The following is a 21,249-nucleotide window of genomic DNA, read 5'->3' on the forward strand; positions in this document are numbered from 1 at the left end:
CGGACAGAGCACAGGTTATCGAGATGGACGAATCTTCCGATACTGAAAGAACATCAGTAGTAAGTGAAAGATCAGCTGAAACGGTTCCAACCGTAATATTTGATGCAGTTCTTTCGGAGGGCAATCCTGAATGTCTGACCGATGGTTCTATTGAAGTACGTTACACGCCATCTTCCGGAGCTGACGCTGTTGTCATCGATCTCGGAGAGGAATGTACCGTAACGTCAGTTATTTCTGAGAGAATATCAGATACTTCTCCCGGAATAGGTTTGCTTACAAATGAATTCATTCTGAATGTTGAGACTGCTCTTGCAGTTGAACCTTCTCTGTTGATAGAAGTGGCCGGTTCTGACAGGGAGTTCTATACGTTCGTCGCAGAATCACACAGCGGTACCGATGATGTCCGTTACGTAAGAGTATGCGGAGCTTCGGGTCTTTCAGAGGTCAGTGTTTACGGAAGCAGGGGAATTGATTCAGGAGTTTCAGCTGTTGAGATCACCCGCAGTGCTGAAGACGAAGGCTGGATGTTCGCCATTCCAGTTGTTGAATACTCCGAAGAAGCTTCGGTTAAGATCTACGATGTTTCCGGCCGCATGATCTGGAGCGGTCATGCTGAATCGGGAAGTGTACTTCACTGGGACGGTTATACCGGTAATGGAACAGCTGTTCCCAACGGGGTATACCTTCTTCAGTGCAGCATCGGTTCCGATGTAAGCACCGGGAGTTTTGTTGTGAGGAGAAATTAATTAGTAGAGTCGTTAAGAACCCCGCCTCCCGGAAGGGGGGCGGGGTTTAAGCGGAGGTGGTACTTTTTTGTCGTTCATTATCAGGAGTCTGAGGCTGTTCAGTATGTAATTGAGGCGGAAATGGTCGGGCTTTTCATTGAGTTCGGGGAAGTCATCCATCGATCTGGTTTGCAGAACTCCCAGATCAGGCCTCCATTCGATGTTTCCGGGTTTGCGGATATCGAACAGGTTGAAAAAACCCTGTATATATCCGGAAGAATCATTTTCCATTTCAACTGTCAGCAGATAATCACACTTCGCTTTTGCCATGATATCGAATGAGATTCGTCTTCTGCCAACTGGTGTCACAATTGCTCTTCTTCCGCTAGAGAAAAGAAGGCTGTACCTGCCATCATCTGAAGGCCGCTGTGGTGTTCTCCAGCAGGGGATCTCTTTCTGCAGGAACCATCTTCTTGCCACAGCTTCAGCAAGAAGCACTTCAAGAAAATCCGATTCGTTCGAGTTGCCCGCTTCCCTGCGGAGTTTTCTGATCAGCCGGGATGAAATATTAACATTCATCAAAAGACCTTTTCCGCTGGAATTGCCTGTTCGGTCAGCATTGCATTTTGTCTTTCGTTTAGGTAAATTCGAACTCGTATATTTCGCGATATTTTCAAAGGTACAAGTTAATGTAGGAGAAACAGTATGGATAAAAAAACAGCCCTGTACGACAAACATGTAAACCTTGGTGGCAAGATGGAACCCTTCGCCGGTTATATCATGCCTATCAAGTATACCACGGTAAAGGAAGAACATAATGCTGTTCGAAATGGTGTAGGTATTTTTGACCTTTCACATATGGGCGAATTCAGAGTGAAGGGTAAAGACGCTTCCAGGTTTCTGGATTACCTTCTGACCAACGATTCCGCAGTAGAGCCGGGAAAGGCCTATTATTCAACAATGTGCTACCCTGATGGCGGTATTGTTGATGACCTTATCGTGTACAAAATGTCAGAAGATGAATATCTGATGATCGTCAACGCGTCCAACATCGAGAAGGACTGGGCATGGGTGAACAATCATACTGACGGCTACAGTATCGATCTGACAAACGAGAGCGATGAAACAGCTCTTATTGCGATACAGGGTCCCGACGCCGAAAAGGTTGCGCAAAAGCTAACCGATGAAAAACTTCAGGATATAGAGTATTACGCACACACGGTTGGTCTTTTTGCCGGGAAGCAGGCTTTGATAGCGAGAACCGGATACACCGGTGAGGACGGGTTCGAGATATACACCAGGTTTGAAGACGCGGAAGAAGTGTGGGACGCGGTAATGGAAGCCGGAGAAGAGTTCGGAATAAAGCCCATCGGACTGGGCGCCAGAGATACTTTAAGGCTTGAAGTGGGATACCTGCTTTATGGAAACGATATGGACCATACAACCACTCCTATTGAAGCCAAACTTGGATGGGTTGTGAAACTGAAAACCGATAAGGAGTTCATAGGCCGCGAAGTGATGGCACGGCAGAAACAGGAAAAGCCTGCCAGGTATATCGTAGGGCTTGAGGTTCTTGGAAAAGGATTCCCCAGGCACGGTGCCGAACTCTATGAAGGCAACAGAAAAGTTGGAATAGTCACAAGCGGTTCACTGGCGCCGGCTCTGGGACACGGAGTATGTCTGGCGTTTGTTGAAAAGGGATTCCATAAGAAGGGAACCGAGCTTGAGGCTGAGGTAAGAGGAAAAAGAATTCCGGTAAAAACTGTCAAACTGCCTTTCTACAAAAACGGCAGCAGAAAGTAATGCAAGGAGGAAGAAATGTCTAAAATCCCCGAAAAACTCCGTTATACTGAAACACATGAATGGGTTAAGGATCTTGGAAACGGCGAATATATGATGGGCCTTACTTTCTACGCCCAGGAACAGATGGGTGAGGTTGTAATGGTTGAATGCCCCGGTGTACAGGATTTCAGTTCCGGAGACATTCTGGGTTCTCTTGAAGCGGTAAAGACCGCTGAGGATTTCTACGCTCCCTTCGACTGCAAAATTGTAAGGATCAACGAAGATCTTGAAGATGAACCCGCCCTTATCAACGAAGATCCTTTCGGACGGGGCTGGCTTGTTGTAATTAAAACCGATGATCCATCGGGATATAACGGCCTTAAAAGCGCTGAAGAGTACACCGAATTCATCGGTGAGTAATCGATGAGCAGATTCATACCGAACCGGAGAGAGCACAGGGAAAAAATGCTCCGCGAGATCGGCGTGGAAACATTCGAGGAATTGCTTGAACCGGTGCCAGGAAAATTCAGGCTGACAGAAAAATTGCACCTTCCAGAACCACTGTCCGAGCTTGAACTGACCAGAGAATTTGAGGAACTGGCCAAGAGGAATATTGGAGCCGAATTGGTATGTTTCATGGGCGCGGGAGCTTACGACCATTTCATTCCAGCTGCCATAGACCATATCCTTCTCAGAAGTGAATTCTATACTGCCTACACGCCCTATCAGGCCGAAGTAAGCCAGGGCACCCTCCAGGCGATATTCGAATACCAGACCATGATAGCAAGGCTTACTGGAATGGAAATGGCTAACGCCTGCATGTACGATGGAGCATCCGCTGCCGCCGAGGCCTGTCTCATGGCAATGCGAATTACAAGAAAGCAGAGAATTCTAGTCGCGGGTTCGCTTAATCCTCGATGGCTTGATGTCATAAGGACATATCTGAAAAGGAATGATTTCGAGATAAACGAAATTCCTTTCCTTGAGGACGGAACTCTCGATATTGCCATTGCACGTAAGCTTATCGAAGGTGGCACCGCGGCTATTCTTATACCGTACCCGAATTATTTTGGGCTGATTGAAGACCTGCAGCCCTTTGCGGAGTTGGTTCATGAGCATAAAGGTCTTTTAATAGTCGCCGCGGATCCTGTAGCACTGCCGCTACTCCGGTCACCCGGAGACGCGGGAGCCGATATAGTAGTTGGAGAGGGGCAGAGCATGGGAATTGCCATGTCATACGGAGGCCCCTATGCCGGTTTTATGGCTTCGCGAACGAAACTGGCAAGAAAAATGCCCGGAAGAATCATAGGCAGAACCGAAGACCGGGCGGGACAGATCGGTTATGTCCTTACCCTCCAAACCCGTGAGCAACACATCAGAAGAGATAAGGCTACAAGCAACATCTGTTCTAATCAGGCACTCATGGCTCTCGCGAATGTGGTCTACCTTTCACTGATGGGAGAGAAGGGATTCCGGGAAGTTTCCAGCCAGTGCTATCACAAAAGTCATTACCTGGAAAAGAAGCTCCTTGAAATCCCCGGTACTTCGCGGGTCTTCGAGAAAACACCATTCTTCAGGGAATTTATTATCTCTTTCCCCGTATCTTCAATAGGACTCAGCGACAGGATGATCGAACAGGGCATTTTGGCCGGGATGCCTATCGTCGAGCTCGGGGAGGGCGCGATGCTTATCACAGTTACAGAGAAACGAACCAGGCATGAAATCGACAGGTACGTAAAGATAGCAACGGAGATCTGCAGTGGAGGTTCAGCATGAAAACCATCTTCCAGATGAGCAGTCCCGGCAGAATTGGAGCATCACTGCCCGAACTTGATGTTCCCGCTGAATCGAGTATTCCGAACGAGCTTTCCCGCGAGGGAGATGGACATGTTGGTTTACCCGAAGCAACCGAAGGACAGATTCTAAGGCATTATGTTAATCTAAGTACCATGAACCATCATGTTGACAAAGGCATGTATCCCCTGGGTTCCTGCACAATGAAATACAATCCTAAACAGTACGAAGACCTGGCAAGAATAAAGGGCCTCTCGGGAATTCACCCGATGTGTCCCGATGAACTTGCCGCGGGTTCCCTGGAACTGATGTACAGACTCGGGGAGTTCTTCTGCGAAATAACGGGTTTCGAAGGCGTGTCACTGCAACCCGCAGCCGGAGCGCAGGGAGAATTCTGTGGTATCATGCTCATTAAGAGTTACCATGAGAGCAGGGGAGAGGCGTACCGGAACGAAGTTCTGATGCCGGACTCCGCCCATGGAACCAACCCCGCGACATCCACGCTTGCCGATTGTGTTGTGGTGGGCGTTGAATCCAACGAATACGGCCTGGTGGATCCTGAGGACCTAAGACGGAAAGTCGGCCCCAACACGGCAGCCTTCATGCTTACAAACCCGAATACACTTGGTCTCTTTGAATCCCATATCGAGGAATTGACCTCAATAGTCCATGAAGCCGGAGGATTGAACTACATGGACGGCGCGAATATGAACGCCATGCTCGGAATAGCGAAACCGGGCGAAATGGGTTTTGATGTATGCCACCTGAACCTTCATAAAACATTTGCCACACCTCACGGAGGCGGAGGGCCCGGATCAGGTCCTGTACCATGCACCAGAGAACTCGCAAGATTTCTTCCGGATCCCGTTGTCATACTTGACGAAAAGGGAAATTACTCTCTTATGAAGAGGCAGGATTCCCTCGGGAAACTGATGGCTTTCCACGGCAACACAGGGGTTCTTTACAAGGCTTACGCCTACATAAGAACTCTTGGCGCTGAAGGGCTTCGTGAAGTCAGCGAGAACGCTCTTATAAATGCCAACTACCTGAAGGCAAAACTTGGAGAGTATTTCGATAATCCCTTCGACAACGGCCCGTGCATGCACGAATTCGTTCTATCGGGAGACAGACAGGCTGAACAGGGAGTTAAAACACTTGATATTGCCAAGAGGCTTCTGGATTACGGTTTCCATGCGCCAACGATCTACTTCCCGCAGATCGTACATGAAGCGATGATGATAGAGCCCACCGAGACGGAGAGTCTTGAAGACCTCGATGCCTTCGCTGAAGCCATGATCTCCATCGCGGGTGAGGCCACCGAAAAACCGTACCTTGTAACGGATGCTCCAATCAATACGCCTGTACTGAGGCTTGATGAGGTTAAGGCTGTCAAAGAACTGTGCCTTGTGGAACCTGATGAAAAAGGAGATAATCAATAGAGGGAAAAACCGAGACTTCGGATCGTACACTGGAATGGGTTTCCCATCCGGCGAAAGAGCGTCCCGGAGCGACAGCAGCGTACGTTTCTATCATTCTGCTGTCAGGAGTTCTGGCCACATTGGCCATGGATAATAATCCCTGGTGGGGAATTTTAGGAGTTGCTGTCCTGTTTCTTTCGGGATGGACGTATTTCCTTCCTATTAAATTCAGTATGGACAGCGAAGAAATAAGAAAGAAGTCACTCTTCGGTACAGAGAGGAAAAAATGGAGTCAGGTAAAGAGCATCGTGCCTGATAAGTACGGCGTTCTGCTCAGTCCCTTTCCCCAGCCTACAAGGCTGGCGAAATTCAGGGGGTTGTCGGTACAGTTTTCAGGAAACAGAGAGGAAGTACTTGAATACATCAGAGCACATACCGCAGAGTAGTCAGGATCTAATTTATAATGATAATGAAGAGGACTTCTCTGAGTTCATGGAAAAAATTGCGAAGGAAATCGTCCAGCGACAGCTGACCGTTCCAGCGATAATATTTCTGGAATCCGTTAAACCCCTTTCGTTTCTGGGGAATCAGCTACTGATATTCGCAAATCCGGTTGTATCTCTTGTTGTACGGACTGGTAATTACTACAAATTCGTACGTATGATAGAAGACAGGGAAAACGTAGAAAAGCTTACAATTGCAATAGAAGAGGAGAACGCTCTTGAAGTCCGGCGCCGCAGGGAGCTGAAGGAAACTCGACAGGAGGAGAAGAAGAATAAGAAATCCTTCTGGAGCAGGTTCAGACGGAAAAGCGATTACTGAAAAACAAGGAGGTAAAAGGCGGTGGCCGGTAAAGAAATAACCAGAATAATGGCGACTGACTGTGGCAGTACCACCACGAAGGCCATTCTTATTGAGAAGAAGGATGGCGAATACCGTCTCATTCGAAGGGGAGAAGCGCCGACAACAGTCGAGGCTCCCGCCGAGGATGTGACAAAAGGGGTACTTAATGCCGTAGGGGAAATCGAAGATCTGGAGGGACGCAAGTTTCTCAAAGAAGGTGAAGATGGTGTTCAGGTCTCTCCGGACAGTGCCGATGGAGTGGACATTTACATGTCAACTTCCTCTGCCGGAGGCGGTCTACAGATGACCGTTGCGGGAGTGGTTAAATCCATGACAGGTGAAAGCGCTCAGAGGGCAGCACTCGGTGCCGGTGCCATCGTCATGGATATTGTAGCTTCCAACGATGGACGTCTTCCACACGAGAAAGTAGCTGACATAAGAAGGCTCAGGCCGGACATGATACTTCTTTCCGGCGGAATAGACGGCGGAACCATTGATCATGTCGTCGAGCTTGCGGAAATCGTGAAGGCCGCAGATCCTAAGCCGAGGTTCGGCGTAGGGTACAAGCTTCCGGTTATCTTTGCCGGTAATAAAGACGCCAGGGGTGCTGTAAGCGACGAATTGGGAGAACAGGTTGAGCTGAAGATAGTAGATAATCTCAGACCTGTGCTTGAGAGAGAGAACCTGACCCCGGCCAGGGATATTATTCATGAGCTTTTCATGGAACACGTAATGGCTCAGGCTCCCGGTTATCCCAGGCTCATGAGCTGGGCGGGTCACTATGTAGATGGCAGTTGGAAACAGGTTCCCATCATGCCCACGCCCGGAGCTGTTGGAAAACTTATAGAGATCGTCGCGAAGAACGAAGATATCGAGGTGATGGGTGTGGATATAGGCGGAGCCACCACAGATGTGTTCAGTGTCTTTAAAAGTGGTGAGGAAACCGTATTTAACAGAACCGTATCCGCAAACCTTGGAATGAGTTACAGTGTATCCAACGTTCTGGCCAGTGCCGGATTTGACAACGTTATGCGGTGGGTTCCATTCCATATGGATGAGGCCGACCTCAGGAACAGAATAAGAAACAAGATGATACGCCCCACAACGATTCCTCAGTTACTCAAGGAACTTATTGTTGAGCAGGCAATAGCCAGGGAAGCTCTCAGGCTTGCCCTCGTTCAGCATAAGGATCTGGCCACAGGTCTCAAGGGAGTTGCCCAGGAGAGAACCATAGGCGATGCTTTTGATCAGACACAGACAGGCGCCACCCTTGTTAATATGATGACTCTTAGCCTTCTCATAGGGTCGGGGGGGGTTCTGTCTCACGCACCCAGGAGAAGCCAGGCCGCTCTGATGGTCATCGATGCCTTCCTCCCGGAAGGTGTTACGATGCTTGCGGTGGATTCCATCTTCATGATGCCTCAGCTTGGTGTGCTTTCGGAAGTTCTTCCCGAAGCGGCGACGGAGGTGTTCGATAAGGACTGCCTCATTCGTCTGGGTACATGCGTAGCACCTGCCGGAGAGAACAAAAAGGTTGATGTTCTGGCGGAAGTCAGTATCACAAAACAGGATGGTTCTACCATGAGTATCAACATAGAAAAAGGTAAAATGCATGTGGAGCCCATGGGTGTAGGGGAAAAGGTTACCGCACTCATCAAACCCGCGAAGAATCTTGATGTCGGAAACGGTCCGGGTATCGAATGGCAGGGAGATCTTGAAGGCGGTGTTGTAGGCATTGTCTTTGACGGAAGGGGAAGAAGACCCTTTATTCTTCCGGAAGATGATTCCAGGCGGATAGAGAAACTGCAGGAATGGTCAAAAGCGCTGGATATCTATCCTGAGGGATTCATCAACCTGGAGGGAGGCGAATAATGGCATTTGCATACACACCAGGGCTAAGGGTAGCGGCAAATACGGTTGTGTTCAAAGAAAGAAGACTTCCTCTTGCCGGAAAAACACTTGTTGAAGCAGGCGACCCGGTTATTGCCGAGACCATTGTCGCAAAAACCGAGCTTCCAGGTAATGTGAAGATGCTTAATATAGCAAACGTTATGGGTCTGCCGCCGGGGGATATTCCCGAGCTGCTGTTCGTGAAAGAAGGCGAAGAAATCGATGAAAACCAGCCTCTCGGAGAGACAAAGGGTTTCTTCGGCCTTTTCAAGAATACAGTAAGATCACCTATTCACGGTGTTTTTGAAAGTTACAACAAGATAACCGGCCAGGCCGTTCTCCGTGAACCTCCTATTCCGGTGGAGATAGACGCCTATCTCAAGGGCACCGTTACCGAAATACTTGAGAACGAAGGTGTAATTGTTGAATCTAACGCAACCTATGTTCAGGGTATTTTCGGAATCGGCGGTGAAACCAGGGGAGAGCTCAAGGTTATAACCGACGGGCCTGACGAAGAACTTGCAGAAGAACTTATCGATGAATCGTGCAGGGGGAAAGTACTGCTTGGCGGTTCATTCGTATCCTACAAAACTCTGAACAAGGCTATCAAAACCGGTGTAAAAGCCGTCATAGTAGGTGGCTTTGATGATAAGGATCTGAAGGAGTTTCTCGGCTACGACCTTGGAGTGGCTATTACCGGCCATGAGAAGAAGGGGATAACGCTTATTCTCACCGAGGGGTTCGGAAGAATGACAATGGCTCATGGTACATTCAATCTTCTTCGTACGCGCGAGGGAATGCTTGCAAGTGTGAACGGCGCCACACAAATAAGGGCCGGTGTTATGCGTCCGGAAGTCGTAATACCTCTTGAGAAGGCTGAGATTGAGAAGGATTCGGAGAAACAGGCTGGCGCAATGGATATCGGTTCACCGATTCGCTGCATCCGAGCACCGTACTTCGGCAAACTCGGAACGGTCGAAGCCCTTCCCGCAGAATTGCAGGTGCTTGATTCAGAAGCAAAGGTCAGAGTTCTCGATGTGAAGTTCGAAAACGGTGAAATCGCCACTGTTCCACGAGCCAATGTGGAGCTTATAGAGGAATAAATATTGTATAAAGCAATCGATCTATGAGTAAAGGATGTGCCCTGGGACCTGCCGGGGCACTTTCTTAGGAGTGTGTCTGCCAATGTTTCATTGTCGGACAGGCTCCTACTTACAGGTAAGGAGGAAGTATGAAGAGCATTTCGGCCGTTATGGTTTTCCTGCTGCTGTTCGCGGCGGGAGCAGCCCTGGCCGATAACGCGGACTCGCCCGAAAGCGTCGTGACTGAGGCGGCAGAGGAATTCAATGTGTGCAAGGCGATAGATCTTGAAGCTTCGGATACACCGGAAGATGCGGGCGGGTCGGTAAGCCTGACCTGGCGCATGGAAACCGATGGTATAACGCCGGATTCTCTGGGGGTGATGAGAAGCGACCCATCCGGGGTAGAAGAACTTATCAATACGTTACCTGAAGGATTTGTCATGTACGATGATGATTCCGCTGAAAATGGCACTGAATACAGCTACTGGATAGTTTCCTATCTCGGAGACAATGTGGAAGCGTGCTCTGACAGAGCTGAAGCAGTTTCTTCGGCCCAGTGGCTTTACCATGGCCGCATCGGCATGATGATAATTCTGATCCTGATGGGTGTGGTCATCGTTTATTACATTGAAAGCAGCAAGCGGGGCAAGCAACTCTACATTCGCGAGATAGCCGGGCTTACAGCTGTTGATGATGCGGTTGGACGGGCAACCGAAATGGGGAAACCTGTTCTTTACATACCCGGCATCGCGGACATGGATGACATTCAGACCATAGCCAGTATAGTGATACTTGGCAGAGTTGCGAGGAAAACCGCCGAGTACGGTTCCACTCTTCTTGTTCCCACAAGCCGGAGCGTTGTCATGAGCGTTGCCCAGGAAGTGGTTAAAGAGGGATACCTCCAGGCTGGAAGACCCGATGCGTACAACAGGGAAAACATACAGTACCTTACCGATGATCAGTTCGGATACGCGGCTGGAGTTGACGGTATAATGGTCCGGGAAAAGCCCGCGGCAATATTCCTTCTTGGAACTTTCTACGCGGAAAGCCTGATTCTGGCAGAAACAGGAAGAAGCGTGGGTGCCATACAGTTGGCCGGAACGGCAATGCCAAGCCAGATCCCGTTTTTCGTAGCCGCATGCGACTACACGCTTATCGGTGAGGAGCTGTTCGCTGCCAGCGCTTACCTGTCCCGGGAGCCCAAGCTTCTTGGAAGTTTAAAGGGACAGGACGCGGCCAAGCTGTTTTTCGTGATACTGATAGTCATCGGTGTTATTGCCGCTACTGTCGGGAATTATTGGTCTCCACTGAAGAGTTTTGCGGAGTTCCTCCGCAAACTCGTAACCGTGAATTAGGAGGCTGGAATGAGACTGATAATACCACTGGTGATAACGTTTACCGCCGGCATGATAATGATCCTGAATTACTTCGTACCTCACCAGCCTTTCAGGCTTCTGGGGGATAATCTCCAGGAGTGGTTCATGATAGTTGCTTCCGGAGCTATTTTCCTGGGAGCTGCGAACCTGATGCATGTCCATTTCAGAAAGATAAGACTGAAACTGAAGAACTGGAAATACAGCCCCGTAACCATAATCGGTTTCCTTGTGATGTTCGTGTTGGGGCTGATCTACGGGGTAGTAGAGGGCAAACCCTTCGACTTCCTTTTCCTGAACATGGTAGCGCCAATGGGAGCCACAATGTTCAGCCTTCTCGCGTTCTTCGTAGCTTCAGCCGCGTTCAGGGCATTCAGGGCATCCAACTGGAGGGCAACCCTTCTGCTTACATCGGCTTTCCTGGTCATGCTTGGTCAGGTTCCCATAGGAGCGATGATCTGGGACAAGATACCTCTTGCCAAGGTCTGGCTCATGAGCATTCCAAATACTGCAGGTCAGAGGGCAGTGATGATAGGTGCCGCCATGGGTGTCGTGGCCACTTCGCTCCGTATAATCTTCGGAATCGAGCGGAGTTATCTTGGAGGTGCTGACTGATGGCTGGCATAATTGAAAAACTCGGAAATACGGACAGAAGAATAATTTTCATCCTTATCGCATTGTCTGTAATCATTCCTATTTCGCTTAATCTCATTTTTCCCAACCCGGTAGGAGCGGAACCAAGCAGAGACCTGTTCGAATACGTTGACGCTCTGCCGGAGGGTTCGAATGTGCTTGTAAGCTTCGATTACGATCCTTCTACAATGCCGGAGCTCCAGCCGATGGCCGAGGCTGTGGTAGCGCATCTTTTTAAGAAGAACGCGAATGTTGTCGGCATGGCTCTATGGCCACAGGGAGCAAGTCTGGGACAGGATGCCATGTCACACATGGCGGACAGCCTGGGAAAAGTGCAGTACGAAGACTGGTGCAACCTGGGTTACAAATCCGGAGGCGGTGTAATGATAGTCCGTCTGGGTTCCAGCATGAGCGCTGTTTTTCCCACTGACAAGGATAACGTCCCCTGGTCGGAGATTCCCATGCTCAGGAACATTACCGATCTGGAGAGTTTTTCACTCATTATTTCATTGTCTGCCGGTGACCCCGGCATCATCGCCTGGGTCATGATGGGCGGTGACAGGTTCGGTGTTCCCATCGGTGGAGGGTGCACAGCGGTAAGCGCTCCAACACTCTATACATATTTGCAGACCGGACAGATGGTGGGGATGCTTGGCGGACTCAAGGGAGCGGCGGACTACGAAACTCTCGTTGGCATTGAAGGCGGCCAGGCTGTCAGGGGGATGGCTCCGCAGTCCGTAGCTCACCTTGTGATAATGCTGTTCATCATAATAGGTAATGTCGCTTACTTTACAGAGAAGAAGAAAGGAGGCGCGAGATGAACTGGGAAATACTTGGTATCTGGCTTGGAGCCCTGGTAACGTTTTGTCTCTACAGCTTCCTTTACCGTGACAACCCTTTCTACAAATTCGTTGAACATCTCTTTGTCGGGATGAGCGCGGGTTACTGGGTCATCTACAATATTGAGAACGTCCTGATTCCCAACTGGTGGCAGAACATGGTACCCCCGGAAGGCGGATTCAACTGGATATGGATAATTCCGGGAATATTCGCGCTGTTCATGCTTGCTCGGATGGTGCCGAAAACAGCCGGTCTTTCCCGTCTTGCACTTGGAATGATCATAGGCGCAGGAGCAGGGCTTAATATGGTCAGTTTCTTCCAGACAAACGCGATGGCCCAGGTAAAGGGAACCATAATTTCTGTAGCTACCGGCTCCGCGTGGGACATTTTCAGCAGCCTGGTACTGGTCGTTGGTGTTGTCAGTGGTCTTGTCTACTTCTTTTTCTCCAAGGCTCATACCGGAGTGGTGGGAAAAACCGCGAACGTAGGAATTACGATATTAATGATCGCGTTCGGAGCGAGTTTTGGTTACACGATAATGGCACGTTTGAGTCTTCTTATCGGACGGTGCCAGTTTTTGATGGAAGACTGGCTTCCGACAATTCCGCAGTTGCTGGGAATAGGCGGTTGAATTGCGCAAAGACCGGCTTGACGAGGCTTCAAGCCGGTCTTATGCTCTAATTAGATGGTATGCAATTCACCTTAGGAGGTGTATTTTTTAAACGGTTCCGGATTGAAACAGATGTAAGAACAGTAATAGTTTACGCAGCTCATGAAGAAGTTAGGGGGAGGTGTATCTAAACAGCTTTTTCATAGTTGGAATTGAATTTTTATCCGCATCATAAGTTGCGGACAGAAGAAAGGAGCTACAGCGGTGCGTAGAAAAGCAATGTTTTTGTCTATTGCACTTGTGCTGTTCGTGGCTCTGTCAGTAACGGCAGGTACCACAGGTAAAATTGCCGGAAGGGTAACCGACAATAGCGGTAACCCGTTAATAGGTGCCACCGTTATGGTCGTAGGAACTTCCTACGGCGCGATGACGGATGCTAACGGAGAGTATTTCATAATCAACCTTCAGCCCGGCACGTACAGTGTCGCTGCCAGCATGGTTGGTATGAGCAATAAGACAGCAGAAGGGGTGGCGGTCGTAGTCGACCAGACCTCTCCTATGAATTTTTCCCTTGATCCCGCTACTGTTGGAAGCACGACAATAACGGTAACGGATTCAAGAGGAATGATAATGATGGATGCCACAGAGTCATTTCAAGTGATAGGCCGCGAGGAAATTAGTACGATGCCTGTAGCCGGTATTGCAGATATTGTAAACCGACAGGCCGGATCCACAGATCGTGGCGGTCTTCACATGAGGGGCGGTCGTGCCGGACAGGTTACTTACCTTGTGGACGGTGTCGCCCAGATGGATCCTACTTTTAACACCTTCACCAGCAGCGTTCCCCTCGCGGGAGTAGCTGAAACCGCCGTTATCAGGGGTGGATTCGGCGCCGAATACGGTAACGCACAATCCGGTGTTGTGAACATTGTAACCCGCGAGGGCGGGAACGATTACACCGGTTCACTCAGCTGGAACGGCAACAACTGGGAAGAACTCGGACTTGCCAGTGACTGGACATGGGGCGGCACAAGCGCAGATGAGCCCGATGTATGGAGATGGAGCAACATATCTCCCTTCGCAGAGGCAAGGATGAACGTTGAAGGTACACTGGGTGGTCCCGAACCCTTTACCAGTTACCTTCTACCCGCAATAGGACTGGATGTTCCCGGAGACATGCGATTGTTCTTCTCCGGTGAATGGCTTCAGACCGGTGGCGGTAAAGACGGAAGGTACGGCTACAATTTTAACGATTGGGTAGACTCCTACACAGGAAACCTCAAACTTACCTACAAGCCGAACCCCAAAACGAAGATCAATCTCACCGGTTACCTTCTGGATAGAACCGGCAGTTTCGACAGTGACTGGCTCTGGCACAGGTACGAACAGCCGTTCGTCGATACCGATACATCCTCTATCAACTACGGTGACACACTCGCCCACGGCGAGAATATTCTCTGGGGACTGCCGACCTATTTCAGAACGAATTACAGCATCGGAGCGGGTTTAACTCAGACTCTCAGCGATGCCACGTTCATGGAAATCAAGTTCAGTCAGTTCGAGGCTGCAAGAGATTATAAAATTTACAACAATCCCGATGACACGACCGGTGCCCCTGGTACCGATACTGAATTCTACGGAGAGAATTTCACGTGGGATGACTGGCAGGCCGTAACTCCCTCAAGAATGGTTGATTCACGCGGATTCTACAGGAGCGGTAGAAATCGCAGTTCCTGGGGAGAAAGAAGAAGTACTACTTCTACCTTCAGAACTGATCTGACAAGCCAGCTGAACCAGGATCATCAGTTAAAGGCAGGCATCGAAGCCAGTTACTACGATGTGTTTAACTACTACATCGATACGGCATCGGGTGGAAACATCTACGCCGGAAGGTATCATGTGTTCCCGAATTCCGGAGCAGCTTACATACAGGATAAGATGGAATACAGGGGAATGATAGTTAACGCCGGACTTCGCTTCGATTATTTCGATTCGAACTTCGACGAATTTCCAGCTGATGTCACCGATCCGATCAATTTTGGAACGGAGCCGGGAGATCCGGACCATATCAGGAATCCTATAAGCGTTCCGGTTAAGTACCACCTTAGTCCCCGTGTGGGATTCTCACATCCGATAACCGAACGCGATGTGCTTCACTTCACGTACGGTCACTACTTCCAGACACCGCAGTTCCATAGAATGTTCAGCGGAGCGGATTATGACCTTTCAGGTTCATTCCCCATTGTAGGAAACCCTGACCTGGCTGCGGAGGAGACCATTTCCTACGAAATGGGTGTGAAGCACCAGTTCGATGATATCACCATGATCGACCTCACCGGTTACTACAAAGACATAACCGGCCAGCTCGACATGCAGAAAAACTACTATACCGCGGTCGACTCTTACAACCTTTACATAAACACCGATTATGGAAACATCAGAGGGGCCGAATTGTGTATTACCAGACGTCCAAACAACTTCTGGTCGGGAAGCCTCAACTACACATACTCCATCGCAATGGGTAAGAGTTCCGGCGCGACTCAGAACTACACCTACGTCTGGGCCAACTGGATAATACCCAAGAAGGAATCTCCTCTTGACTGGGACCAGAGGCATACTATCAACGCGTGGTTCGATTACCGTATCCCACAGGGCGAAGGACCAAGAATTGGCGACACACCCTTCCTTGAAGGATTAGGCGCTAATCTCTCCTGGAGTTACGGAAGCGGATTCCCTTACGGTGAAGAAAACCAGGGAACAGCTCAGCCGGAGATAAACGGCAAAAGATACCCATGTACCATGACTACCACTCTCAAGGTCAACAAGAGCTTCTGGATTGGTTCGGTAACACTTAACGCCTACTGTCAGGTCAGCAATCTGTTCGACAGGCAGAATATCAATACGATTGCCGATGAAGGATGGTACGACGCTGACCAGGATGGAGACGGCGAGCCTGATCATGACCCTACAGGTCGGTATGACAATCCGTACGTATTCAGCAGACCTCGCATGATAAGGTTTGGTCTGGGATTTGAATGGTAGGTTGAATTCTTCCGCTCAGTAATGGCTGTACAGCTAATGCTGAACGAAAAGAAGGAGTGATAATAAATGCGTAAATTTCTGCTACTGTTTCTCGTGCTGGCGGCCACTTTGTGGGCACAGCCCGAGGAATCCATTCCCGCTGAAACCGCAGATGAAGCTATTGCAGCGGAGATTGAAGGTGAACAGGCTGAACCGGTAGAGGAGACCGCTGTTGAAGAAACAGTAGGTGATACTCCTGAGGGTGAGGAAGTTGAACGGGCACAGAGCGCCAGCATGGATCCGATGGATCTGTTCTTAGCAGGCGGACCTTTTATGTACCCTCTACTACTCGCTTTGCTTATCGGTATTGCCGTAACGGTCGAAAGGTTCATTTCCTACAGTAAAGTAAAAGTACAGGTTGGCCCCTTCCTCGAAAAGATAGGCGGATTCATCCGCAAGGGAAATGTTAAGGGAGCCGAAGAACTGTGCGAACGCACGAGAGGCCCGGTGGCTGCGATAATGCACTCAGGCCTTCTGCGTCATGATAAAGGGCTTGAAGCCGTTGAAAAGGCAGTTGAAAGCTCAGGCGGAATTGAAATGGCATATCTTGAGAAGGGTATTGTCGTACTGGCCTCGGTATCGAGTATCGCCCCCATGCTGGGTTTCCTCGGAACCGTTTCCGGTATGATCAGAGCCTTCGGTGAGATTGCCGCCGCCAAGAATGTTGAAGCCAGTCTTGTTGCGGGTGGTATACAGGAAGCTCTGATTACTACCGCGACAGGTCTTGTAATAGCAATCCCGATTCAGATGGCACACAACTACTTCATATCCCGGATCGGCAAGTTCGTGATTGATATGGAAGAGGCCAGCATATTCCTTGTGGATACACTGGCTGAAATGGAGCACCTGAAGCAGCTTTAAGGAGCATGGATGCGGATACGTAACAAACCGAGAGCAAGCGGGGATATCCCCGACGCCTCAATGTCCGACATTGCGTTCCTGCTGTTGATTTTCTTCCTGGTCACAACGACCTTCGAAGTTCAGAAAGGCATATCCTACAAACTACCGAAAAAGCCTGACGAGCAAACCGAAGAAGTTGTGATTGATGAGACTAACAGGCTTGTCATGACCATCAAGCAGTGGGGGGCCCACGAGTATGTGGTACTGATAGATCAGGCACCTCCCGATGGGCCGCTGCGCAGAGCAAGGGCTGGAGAAGACGTAAGCCTCCAGGACACAACTCTGCAGAATGGTATAAGAACTCTGGCTGCTGACAGGGCAGAGGCCATAGAGGCAGTCGAGCTCAGGCTTATGAACAACCTGGAAGTAGCAAAAGGTCTTCCATCCGGAACTTTCAGTTCCCTGGAAATTGCCATTGCCGCAGAGAATCTGGTGCCACTGATACGTCCCGGTATTATAAGGACGTATCTTGGAGCCAATACTCCGGTAGAGGATACCTCCATTTTCGGCGAGGTAGCCTTTGGAGATACCCTGGTACTCTCAGACGCGAGACAGGGAGAGATTGCATCCGCGGTTAGAGAGAGCGAGCTGGTTGTAATCCTCAAGTTCTTCCCTGATTGTGATTACGAGGGCATGGTTCATGCCCTTGATGTGCTCCGCATGAATGGCGTGAGCAGGACAGGTATCACAATTCAGGAGCGGATGGGAGGTGGCGCGTAATGAAGTTCAAGAGCAGAATGAATGTAGGAAGCAATATCTTCACAGGAACGATGGCTGATATTGTGTTTCTTCTTCTTGTATTCTTCATGGCTACCACCCTCTTTAAAGAAGACGGAGGGCTCAGAGTCCGCTTTCCACAGGCGCATCCACAGGTAATGAGTGAACTGGGAAAGCAGTTCCTCACTGTGACCGTCTGGATAAAGCAGGTGGAACCGGGGAACGATGATAGTGAACTTGTAGCGAGAATAGGCGATTACGATATGCCTGTTGATCAGGTACCTGAACAGTTAAATCGCTTGAGCAACAAGTTCTGGCGTGAGCAGAATAAGAAACTTGATGTTGTTGTGCTCAACGTAGATACCAGGGTTCCTATGGGAGATATGGTTGGTCTTTTTAACTCCATGCGGTTCGAGGAGCTCTACAGCATTCAATTCAATGCTGAAGAACTCGGACTGTACAACTGAAGGGGGGGACAATGACTGAGAACAGAACGGACTACAGGCATTCCTCCCTGAACTTCGAAATGGGAGTAGCGATAGGACTTGCCATTCTGATAGTCTTTTTCGAGCTTGTTCCGGCTGGCGAGATGGGAAGGCTATCCACTCGCACATCCGATTCCGAGATGGAAGCAGTTGAAACGGATATAGCTTTCGATGATGCTGTGGAAGAACAGGAGGAGGAAGTCGAGCAGGAACAGGAAGATATCGAACAGGATACACAGGACATGGTTGAGGAAATTAATCAGGATATAACGTTGTCCCTGGACGCCGATACTACCGGTCTTGAAACGGTTGAAACGGTTGACCAGGGGGAAGAGCTCAATGCCAGCCAATCGGAAGAAATGGGACCTCCCAGGTTCATGCCTGCCGAGGTTTTACCGGTTTGCACTTACCAGCCCCGTCCGGATTATCCGGAGATGGCGGCTCAGGCAGGTGTAGAAGGAACAGTCACCCTCTGGGTGTACGTTGCCGCCGACGGCAGCGTTTCCGATGTAAGGCTTTACAATTCCAGCGGTGTTAATTCGCTGGATGAAGCAGCCCAATCGGCCGCATGGAGCACAAGATGGACACCCGCCCAGAATAACGGTATTCCGGTAAGTGTCTGGACAACGTTTACAGTTAATTTTACTCTGACAGATTAGATGTTAAATAGTGGAAAAACGAAGTATAACTACAATTAGATCGTGGCATTTGCGAGGCGAACCAGGAGGGAACTCCCCGCAGCCGCGAAATAAGAATTGGAGGTGAAGAAGAGTATGAGGAACTCCAGTTACACTCGCGGGTTCCTGGTACTCACGGTACTTGCAGTGTTTGCACTGTCAGGTACCGGCCTTGCGAGGAGCGTGCAGGAAACAGTAGAACCAGGAGATGCCGGAACAGATGCCCGGCCTCCAGTTACTGTTCTCCTGATGAACCTCGGCAATGTTTGGAGTGCCTTTTTCAATTTAGGTTTGTTTGGTGATTTCGATGCGAATTACCCCTCAATGGAATGGCCCGGTGGAGAGGGCAGCGGCTATCTCTGGGCGGGTGATTTTTGGACATGCTGTTATGGACCTGTCTCCGTTCATGGTGACTCTGTCGCGGCATGGGCCAGTTGTGCGCAAAGTGCGCAGAGCTACGAATTGCGACCCAGCGAAGGATATCCTGCTGAAAAACTTAACCCAGGACCGGTAGCTCTCGAAGAAACGCGTTACGGTTATGATGACTGGGAGCCTTCCCGTAACCCTGACGCATACGGGATGTTCTGTTATGAGGAGAACTACGATTGGGGTACCCCCGGTTACAACAACTTCATAGCAACGGATTTCGTGATTCAGCACTTCAGCGAGCACGGGAATCCCGGAGTACCGCTGGGTGCATTCTGCATGGGTATAAGAGGCGACTGCGATGTAGCAACCGCAGCCGTGAACGAAATCCATCTTGATGATCTCGTTTATTACGATGGACATGCCATCTGGTGCAACGATGCCGATGCATCATTTGAGTACGAGTTCGACGGTGGTACAAAGGCAAGCGAGCAGGACAATTATACTTACCAGCAGAACCCTGATAATCCTCTGGATCCTGACGATCCGGATAATATCTACTACTACTTCAACTACATTGGTTCTGATGGTATTCCTGACAACGATGTTGACGGAAACGGCGTCAGCGATCACTTCACGATCCTGTTCAAGACGCTTGCAGCGTCACCCCTAGACACAATCTGGCTTCCACTCAATACAGCGGGGCTAGTCCCCTTCTCGGACGGAATGCCACTGAAAAATTGGGAACACACCGTTGGTGACACTATCTACCACGTTGTACCCAGGAACATGAGCTACATGTGGGACAGCGATAGCCCTGCATCCAGTACTGATGACAGTGGCGATCCTTCCGTTACCCCCCCTACCAATGGGTTCATCGGATGGAGGCTGCTTGATTTCTACATCGTGAAAGCCAACGGAACAATCGAACGGCCTATAGATGTTTACGATTACCCGATTCCTCTTTCACATTCCTGGTGGAACTGGGAGAGCGACCCGGGAAGTGATCAGGAAATTTACAATTACATGTGGGGCAAGAACCCTGATATGAACGGGCGTCGCAGCGCACCCTTGTATTTGTCGGACTGGGTTGGTAACGAGTTCGCGCCCTATGCATTCGTGCCAGAAAATCCCGGACCTTTCCCCGTCGTCTACAACAACCCGATTGATCTGGATTATCCTGTATTTGACTACAGGTTCCTGATTACAGCAGGACCTGTTAACCTTGAAGACGGAGACAGTCTTCTCGTTACAGGCGGATGGCTGGTGGACCGCGGCCTTGACGGATTGCGCCAGTCAGCGGATGATATGCTTGACGCATTCTACCGCGATGGCGGATGGGGAGTGCCCGAACTTCCTCCTACACCGATTCTCTTCTACTCAGCAGGGGACGGACGGGTGAAGCTTGAGTGGGGTTCCAACGCGGAATCTTTCAGTGCACTGGGCGGATATAACGTATACAGATCAACATTCGAGCCTGCAGGCTGGAATCTGATTGCTTCTGTGAATCCTGGTGTATTATCCTTTACTGATTCAACTGTTACAAACGGTTATCCCTACTACTACGTTGTATGCTCCTACGATTCCGGGACTGATGTTGAAAGCACCAAGTCCAACTACAAGCAGACTCTTGAGGGAACTCCAATTGCCGTAACACCGGTTATGGGGACCGATGCCAACTGGATTGAAAACGTAACAGTAGTACCTAACCCCTACAGGGGTTCGGCTCCATGGGAGCAGACATACCTCGACAAAATCGCTTTCATCAATCTGCCCGCCATGTGCAATATTCACATTTACACACTTGCCGGAGATCATGTGATTACCCTCGAACATCGTAGCTGGAGCGGAAATGAAGGCACGGAGTTCTGGGATCTAGTCAGCAGAAATGATCAGGAAGTAACATCCGGTCTCTACATTTATCGTGTTGAGACTGAGGATGATTACGTTATCGGCAAGTTTGCCATAATTAAGTAGGAGAGGAGTGACCATGAAGTATACAGGAATAGTCCTGACAGCAGCGGTCGCCGTTC

General features: G+C 49.7%; 20 protein-coding genes. 19 read left to right on the forward strand and 1 reads right to left on the reverse strand.

Annotated elements, in window-relative coordinates; translation table 11 throughout:
• Positions 1 to 746: hypothetical protein (locus tag K8S15_14410; protein MCD4777227.1), on the forward strand; the 746-nt coding region annotated here is incomplete at its 5' end.
• A gap of 12 nt (positions 747 to 758) precedes the next feature.
• Here the strand turns inward: K8S15_14410 and K8S15_14415 are convergent.
• Positions 759 to 1,304: a hypothetical protein gene (locus K8S15_14415; GenBank protein ID MCD4777228.1), complete on the reverse strand. Its 546-nt coding sequence runs from the start codon at positions 1,302 to 1,304 to the stop codon at positions 759 to 761.
• Between the two features lie 126 nt (positions 1,305 to 1,430).
• Between K8S15_14415 and gcvT the strand changes: the two genes are divergently transcribed.
• The 18 genes from gcvT to K8S15_14505 all read left to right on the forward strand — a co-directional run bounded on the left by gcvT (position 1,431) and on the right by K8S15_14505 (position 21,193).
• Positions 1,431 to 2,528 carry a glycine cleavage system aminomethyltransferase GcvT gene (gene gcvT, locus K8S15_14420; GenBank protein ID MCD4777229.1) on the forward strand — a complete coding sequence of 366 codons (1,098 nt, stop codon included), beginning with the start codon at positions 1,431 to 1,433 and terminating at the stop codon, positions 2,526 to 2,528.
• Between the two features lie 15 nt (positions 2,529 to 2,543).
• A complete protein-coding gene (gene gcvH, locus K8S15_14425; GenBank protein MCD4777230.1) occupies positions 2,544 to 2,927 on the forward strand; it encodes a glycine cleavage system protein GcvH in 384 nt (127 codons plus the stop codon).
• 3 nt (positions 2,928 to 2,930) lie between these two features.
• Positions 2,931 to 4,283, forward strand: coding sequence for an aminomethyl-transferring glycine dehydrogenase subunit GcvPA (gcvPA, locus tag K8S15_14430; GenBank protein MCD4777231.1), 1,353 nt, complete (start codon positions 2,931 to 2,933; stop codon positions 4,281 to 4,283).
• Complete coding sequence (gene gcvPB / locus K8S15_14435) at positions 4,280 to 5,740, forward strand: aminomethyl-transferring glycine dehydrogenase subunit GcvPB (GenBank protein MCD4777232.1); 1,461 nt, start codon at positions 4,280 to 4,282, stop codon at positions 5,738 to 5,740. Before gcvPA ends, gcvPB begins: the two co-directional genes overlap by 4 nt.
• A 119-nt stretch (positions 5,741 to 5,859) precedes the next feature.
• Entirely contained in the window at positions 5,860 to 6,165 is a 306-nt protein-coding gene (locus tag K8S15_14440; GenBank protein MCD4777233.1) for a hypothetical protein, read from the forward strand.
• A 46-nt stretch (positions 6,166 to 6,211) separates the two neighbouring features.
• Complete coding sequence (locus tag K8S15_14445) at positions 6,212 to 6,541, forward strand: hypothetical protein (protein MCD4777234.1); 330 nt, start codon at positions 6,212 to 6,214, stop codon at positions 6,539 to 6,541.
• A gap of 48 nt (positions 6,542 to 6,589) precedes the next feature.
• Positions 6,590 to 8,434, forward strand: coding sequence for a glutamate mutase L (locus K8S15_14450; GenBank protein ID MCD4777235.1), 1,845 nt, complete (start codon positions 6,590 to 6,592; stop codon positions 8,432 to 8,434).
• Positions 8,434 to 9,555: a hypothetical protein gene (locus K8S15_14455; protein ID MCD4777236.1), complete on the forward strand. Its 1,122-nt coding sequence runs from the start codon at positions 8,434 to 8,436 to the stop codon at positions 9,553 to 9,555. The genes K8S15_14450 and K8S15_14455 overlap by 1 nt, the downstream gene beginning before the upstream one ends.
• Positions 9,556 to 9,683: 128 nt before the next feature.
• Positions 9,684 to 10,889 carry a hypothetical protein gene (locus tag K8S15_14460; protein MCD4777237.1) on the forward strand — a complete coding sequence of 402 codons (1,206 nt, stop codon included), beginning with the start codon at positions 9,684 to 9,686 and terminating at the stop codon, positions 10,887 to 10,889.
• Positions 10,890 to 10,898: 9 nt separating this feature from the next.
• Entirely contained in the window at positions 10,899 to 11,522 is a 624-nt protein-coding gene (locus K8S15_14465) for a hypothetical protein (protein ID MCD4777238.1), read from the forward strand.
• Complete coding sequence (locus K8S15_14470; protein ID MCD4777239.1) at positions 11,522 to 12,361, forward strand: hypothetical protein; 840 nt, start codon at positions 11,522 to 11,524, stop codon at positions 12,359 to 12,361. The genes K8S15_14465 and K8S15_14470 overlap by 1 nt, the downstream gene beginning before the upstream one ends.
• Positions 12,358 to 13,011: a hypothetical protein gene (locus tag K8S15_14475; GenBank protein ID MCD4777240.1), complete on the forward strand. Its 654-nt coding sequence runs from the start codon at positions 12,358 to 12,360 to the stop codon at positions 13,009 to 13,011. The genes K8S15_14470 and K8S15_14475 overlap by 4 nt, the downstream gene beginning before the upstream one ends.
• A gap of 243 nt (positions 13,012 to 13,254) precedes the next feature.
• The gene (locus tag K8S15_14480) at positions 13,255 to 16,032 is read left to right on the forward strand and encodes a TonB-dependent receptor (protein MCD4777241.1); all 2,778 of its coding nucleotides are present in this window, start codon (positions 13,255 to 13,257) and stop codon (positions 16,030 to 16,032) included.
• A 282-nt stretch (positions 16,033 to 16,314) separates the two neighbouring features.
• Positions 16,315 to 16,932 carry a MotA/TolQ/ExbB proton channel family protein gene (locus K8S15_14485; GenBank protein MCD4777242.1) on the forward strand — a complete coding sequence of 206 codons (618 nt, stop codon included), beginning with the start codon at positions 16,315 to 16,317 and terminating at the stop codon, positions 16,930 to 16,932.
• Between the two features lie 9 nt (positions 16,933 to 16,941).
• The gene (locus K8S15_14490; GenBank protein ID MCD4777243.1) at positions 16,942 to 17,691 is read left to right on the forward strand and encodes a biopolymer transporter ExbD; all 750 of its coding nucleotides are present in this window, start codon (positions 16,942 to 16,944) and stop codon (positions 17,689 to 17,691) included.
• Complete coding sequence (locus tag K8S15_14495; GenBank protein MCD4777244.1) at positions 17,691 to 18,155, forward strand: biopolymer transporter ExbD; 465 nt, start codon at positions 17,691 to 17,693, stop codon at positions 18,153 to 18,155. Before K8S15_14490 ends, K8S15_14495 begins: the two co-directional genes overlap by 1 nt.
• Before the next feature lie 11 nt (positions 18,156 to 18,166).
• Positions 18,167 to 18,832 (forward strand): energy transducer TonB, encoded by a 666-nt coding sequence (locus tag K8S15_14500; protein ID MCD4777245.1) that lies wholly within the window; start codon positions 18,167 to 18,169, stop codon positions 18,830 to 18,832.
• A 114-nt stretch (positions 18,833 to 18,946) separates the two neighbouring features.
• Positions 18,947 to 21,193 carry a hypothetical protein gene (locus K8S15_14505; protein ID MCD4777246.1) on the forward strand — a complete coding sequence of 749 codons (2,247 nt, stop codon included), beginning with the start codon at positions 18,947 to 18,949 and terminating at the stop codon, positions 21,191 to 21,193.
• The last annotated feature ends 56 nt before the right edge of the window (positions 21,194 to 21,249 follow it).

Source organism: Candidatus Aegiribacteria sp. (assembly GCA_021108005.1).
In the GTDB taxonomy this organism is placed as follows: domain Bacteria; phylum Fermentibacterota; class Fermentibacteria; order Fermentibacterales; family JCC-6; genus Aegiribacteria.

Bases quoted from the DNA above. Each gene is read 5' to 3' on its own strand.
- K8S15_14495 (MCD4777244.1), top strand. From the start codon at position 17,691: ATGAAGTTCAAGAGCAGAATGAATGTAGGAAGCAATATCTTCACAGGA.
- gcvPA (MCD4777231.1), top strand. From the start codon at position 2,931: ATGAGCAGATTCATACCGAACCGGAGAGAGCACAGGGAAAAAATGCTC.
- K8S15_14475 (MCD4777240.1), top strand. From the start codon at position 12,358: ATGAACTGGGAAATACTTGGTATCTGGCTTGGAGCCCTGGTAACGTTT.
- K8S15_14445 (MCD4777234.1), top strand. From the start codon at position 6,212: ATGGAAAAAATTGCGAAGGAAATCGTCCAGCGACAGCTGACCGTTCCA.
- K8S15_14490 (MCD4777243.1), top strand. From the start codon at position 16,942: ATGCGGATACGTAACAAACCGAGAGCAAGCGGGGATATCCCCGACGCC.
- gcvT (MCD4777229.1), top strand. From the start codon at position 1,431: ATGGATAAAAAAACAGCCCTGTACGACAAACATGTAAACCTTGGTGGC.
- gcvH (MCD4777230.1), top strand. From the start codon at position 2,544: ATGTCTAAAATCCCCGAAAAACTCCGTTATACTGAAACACATGAATGG.
- K8S15_14505 (MCD4777246.1), top strand. From the start codon at position 18,947: ATGAGGAACTCCAGTTACACTCGCGGGTTCCTGGTACTCACGGTACTT.
- K8S15_14415 (MCD4777228.1), bottom strand. From the start codon at position 1,304: ATGAATGTTAATATTTCATCCCGGCTGATCAGAAAACTCCGCAGGGAA.
- K8S15_14455 (MCD4777236.1), top strand. From the start codon at position 8,434: ATGGCATTTGCATACACACCAGGGCTAAGGGTAGCGGCAAATACGGTT.
- K8S15_14450 (MCD4777235.1), top strand. From the start codon at position 6,590: ATGGCGACTGACTGTGGCAGTACCACCACGAAGGCCATTCTTATTGAG.
- gcvPB (MCD4777232.1), top strand. From the start codon at position 4,280: ATGAAAACCATCTTCCAGATGAGCAGTCCCGGCAGAATTGGAGCATCA.
- K8S15_14460 (MCD4777237.1), top strand. From the start codon at position 9,684: ATGAAGAGCATTTCGGCCGTTATGGTTTTCCTGCTGCTGTTCGCGGCG.
- K8S15_14500 (MCD4777245.1), top strand. From the start codon at position 18,167: ATGACTGAGAACAGAACGGACTACAGGCATTCCTCCCTGAACTTCGAA.
- K8S15_14465 (MCD4777238.1), top strand. From the start codon at position 10,899: ATGAGACTGATAATACCACTGGTGATAACGTTTACCGCCGGCATGATA.
- K8S15_14485 (MCD4777242.1), top strand. From the start codon at position 16,315: ATGGATCTGTTCTTAGCAGGCGGACCTTTTATGTACCCTCTACTACTC.
- K8S15_14470 (MCD4777239.1), top strand. From the start codon at position 11,522: ATGGCTGGCATAATTGAAAAACTCGGAAATACGGACAGAAGAATAATT.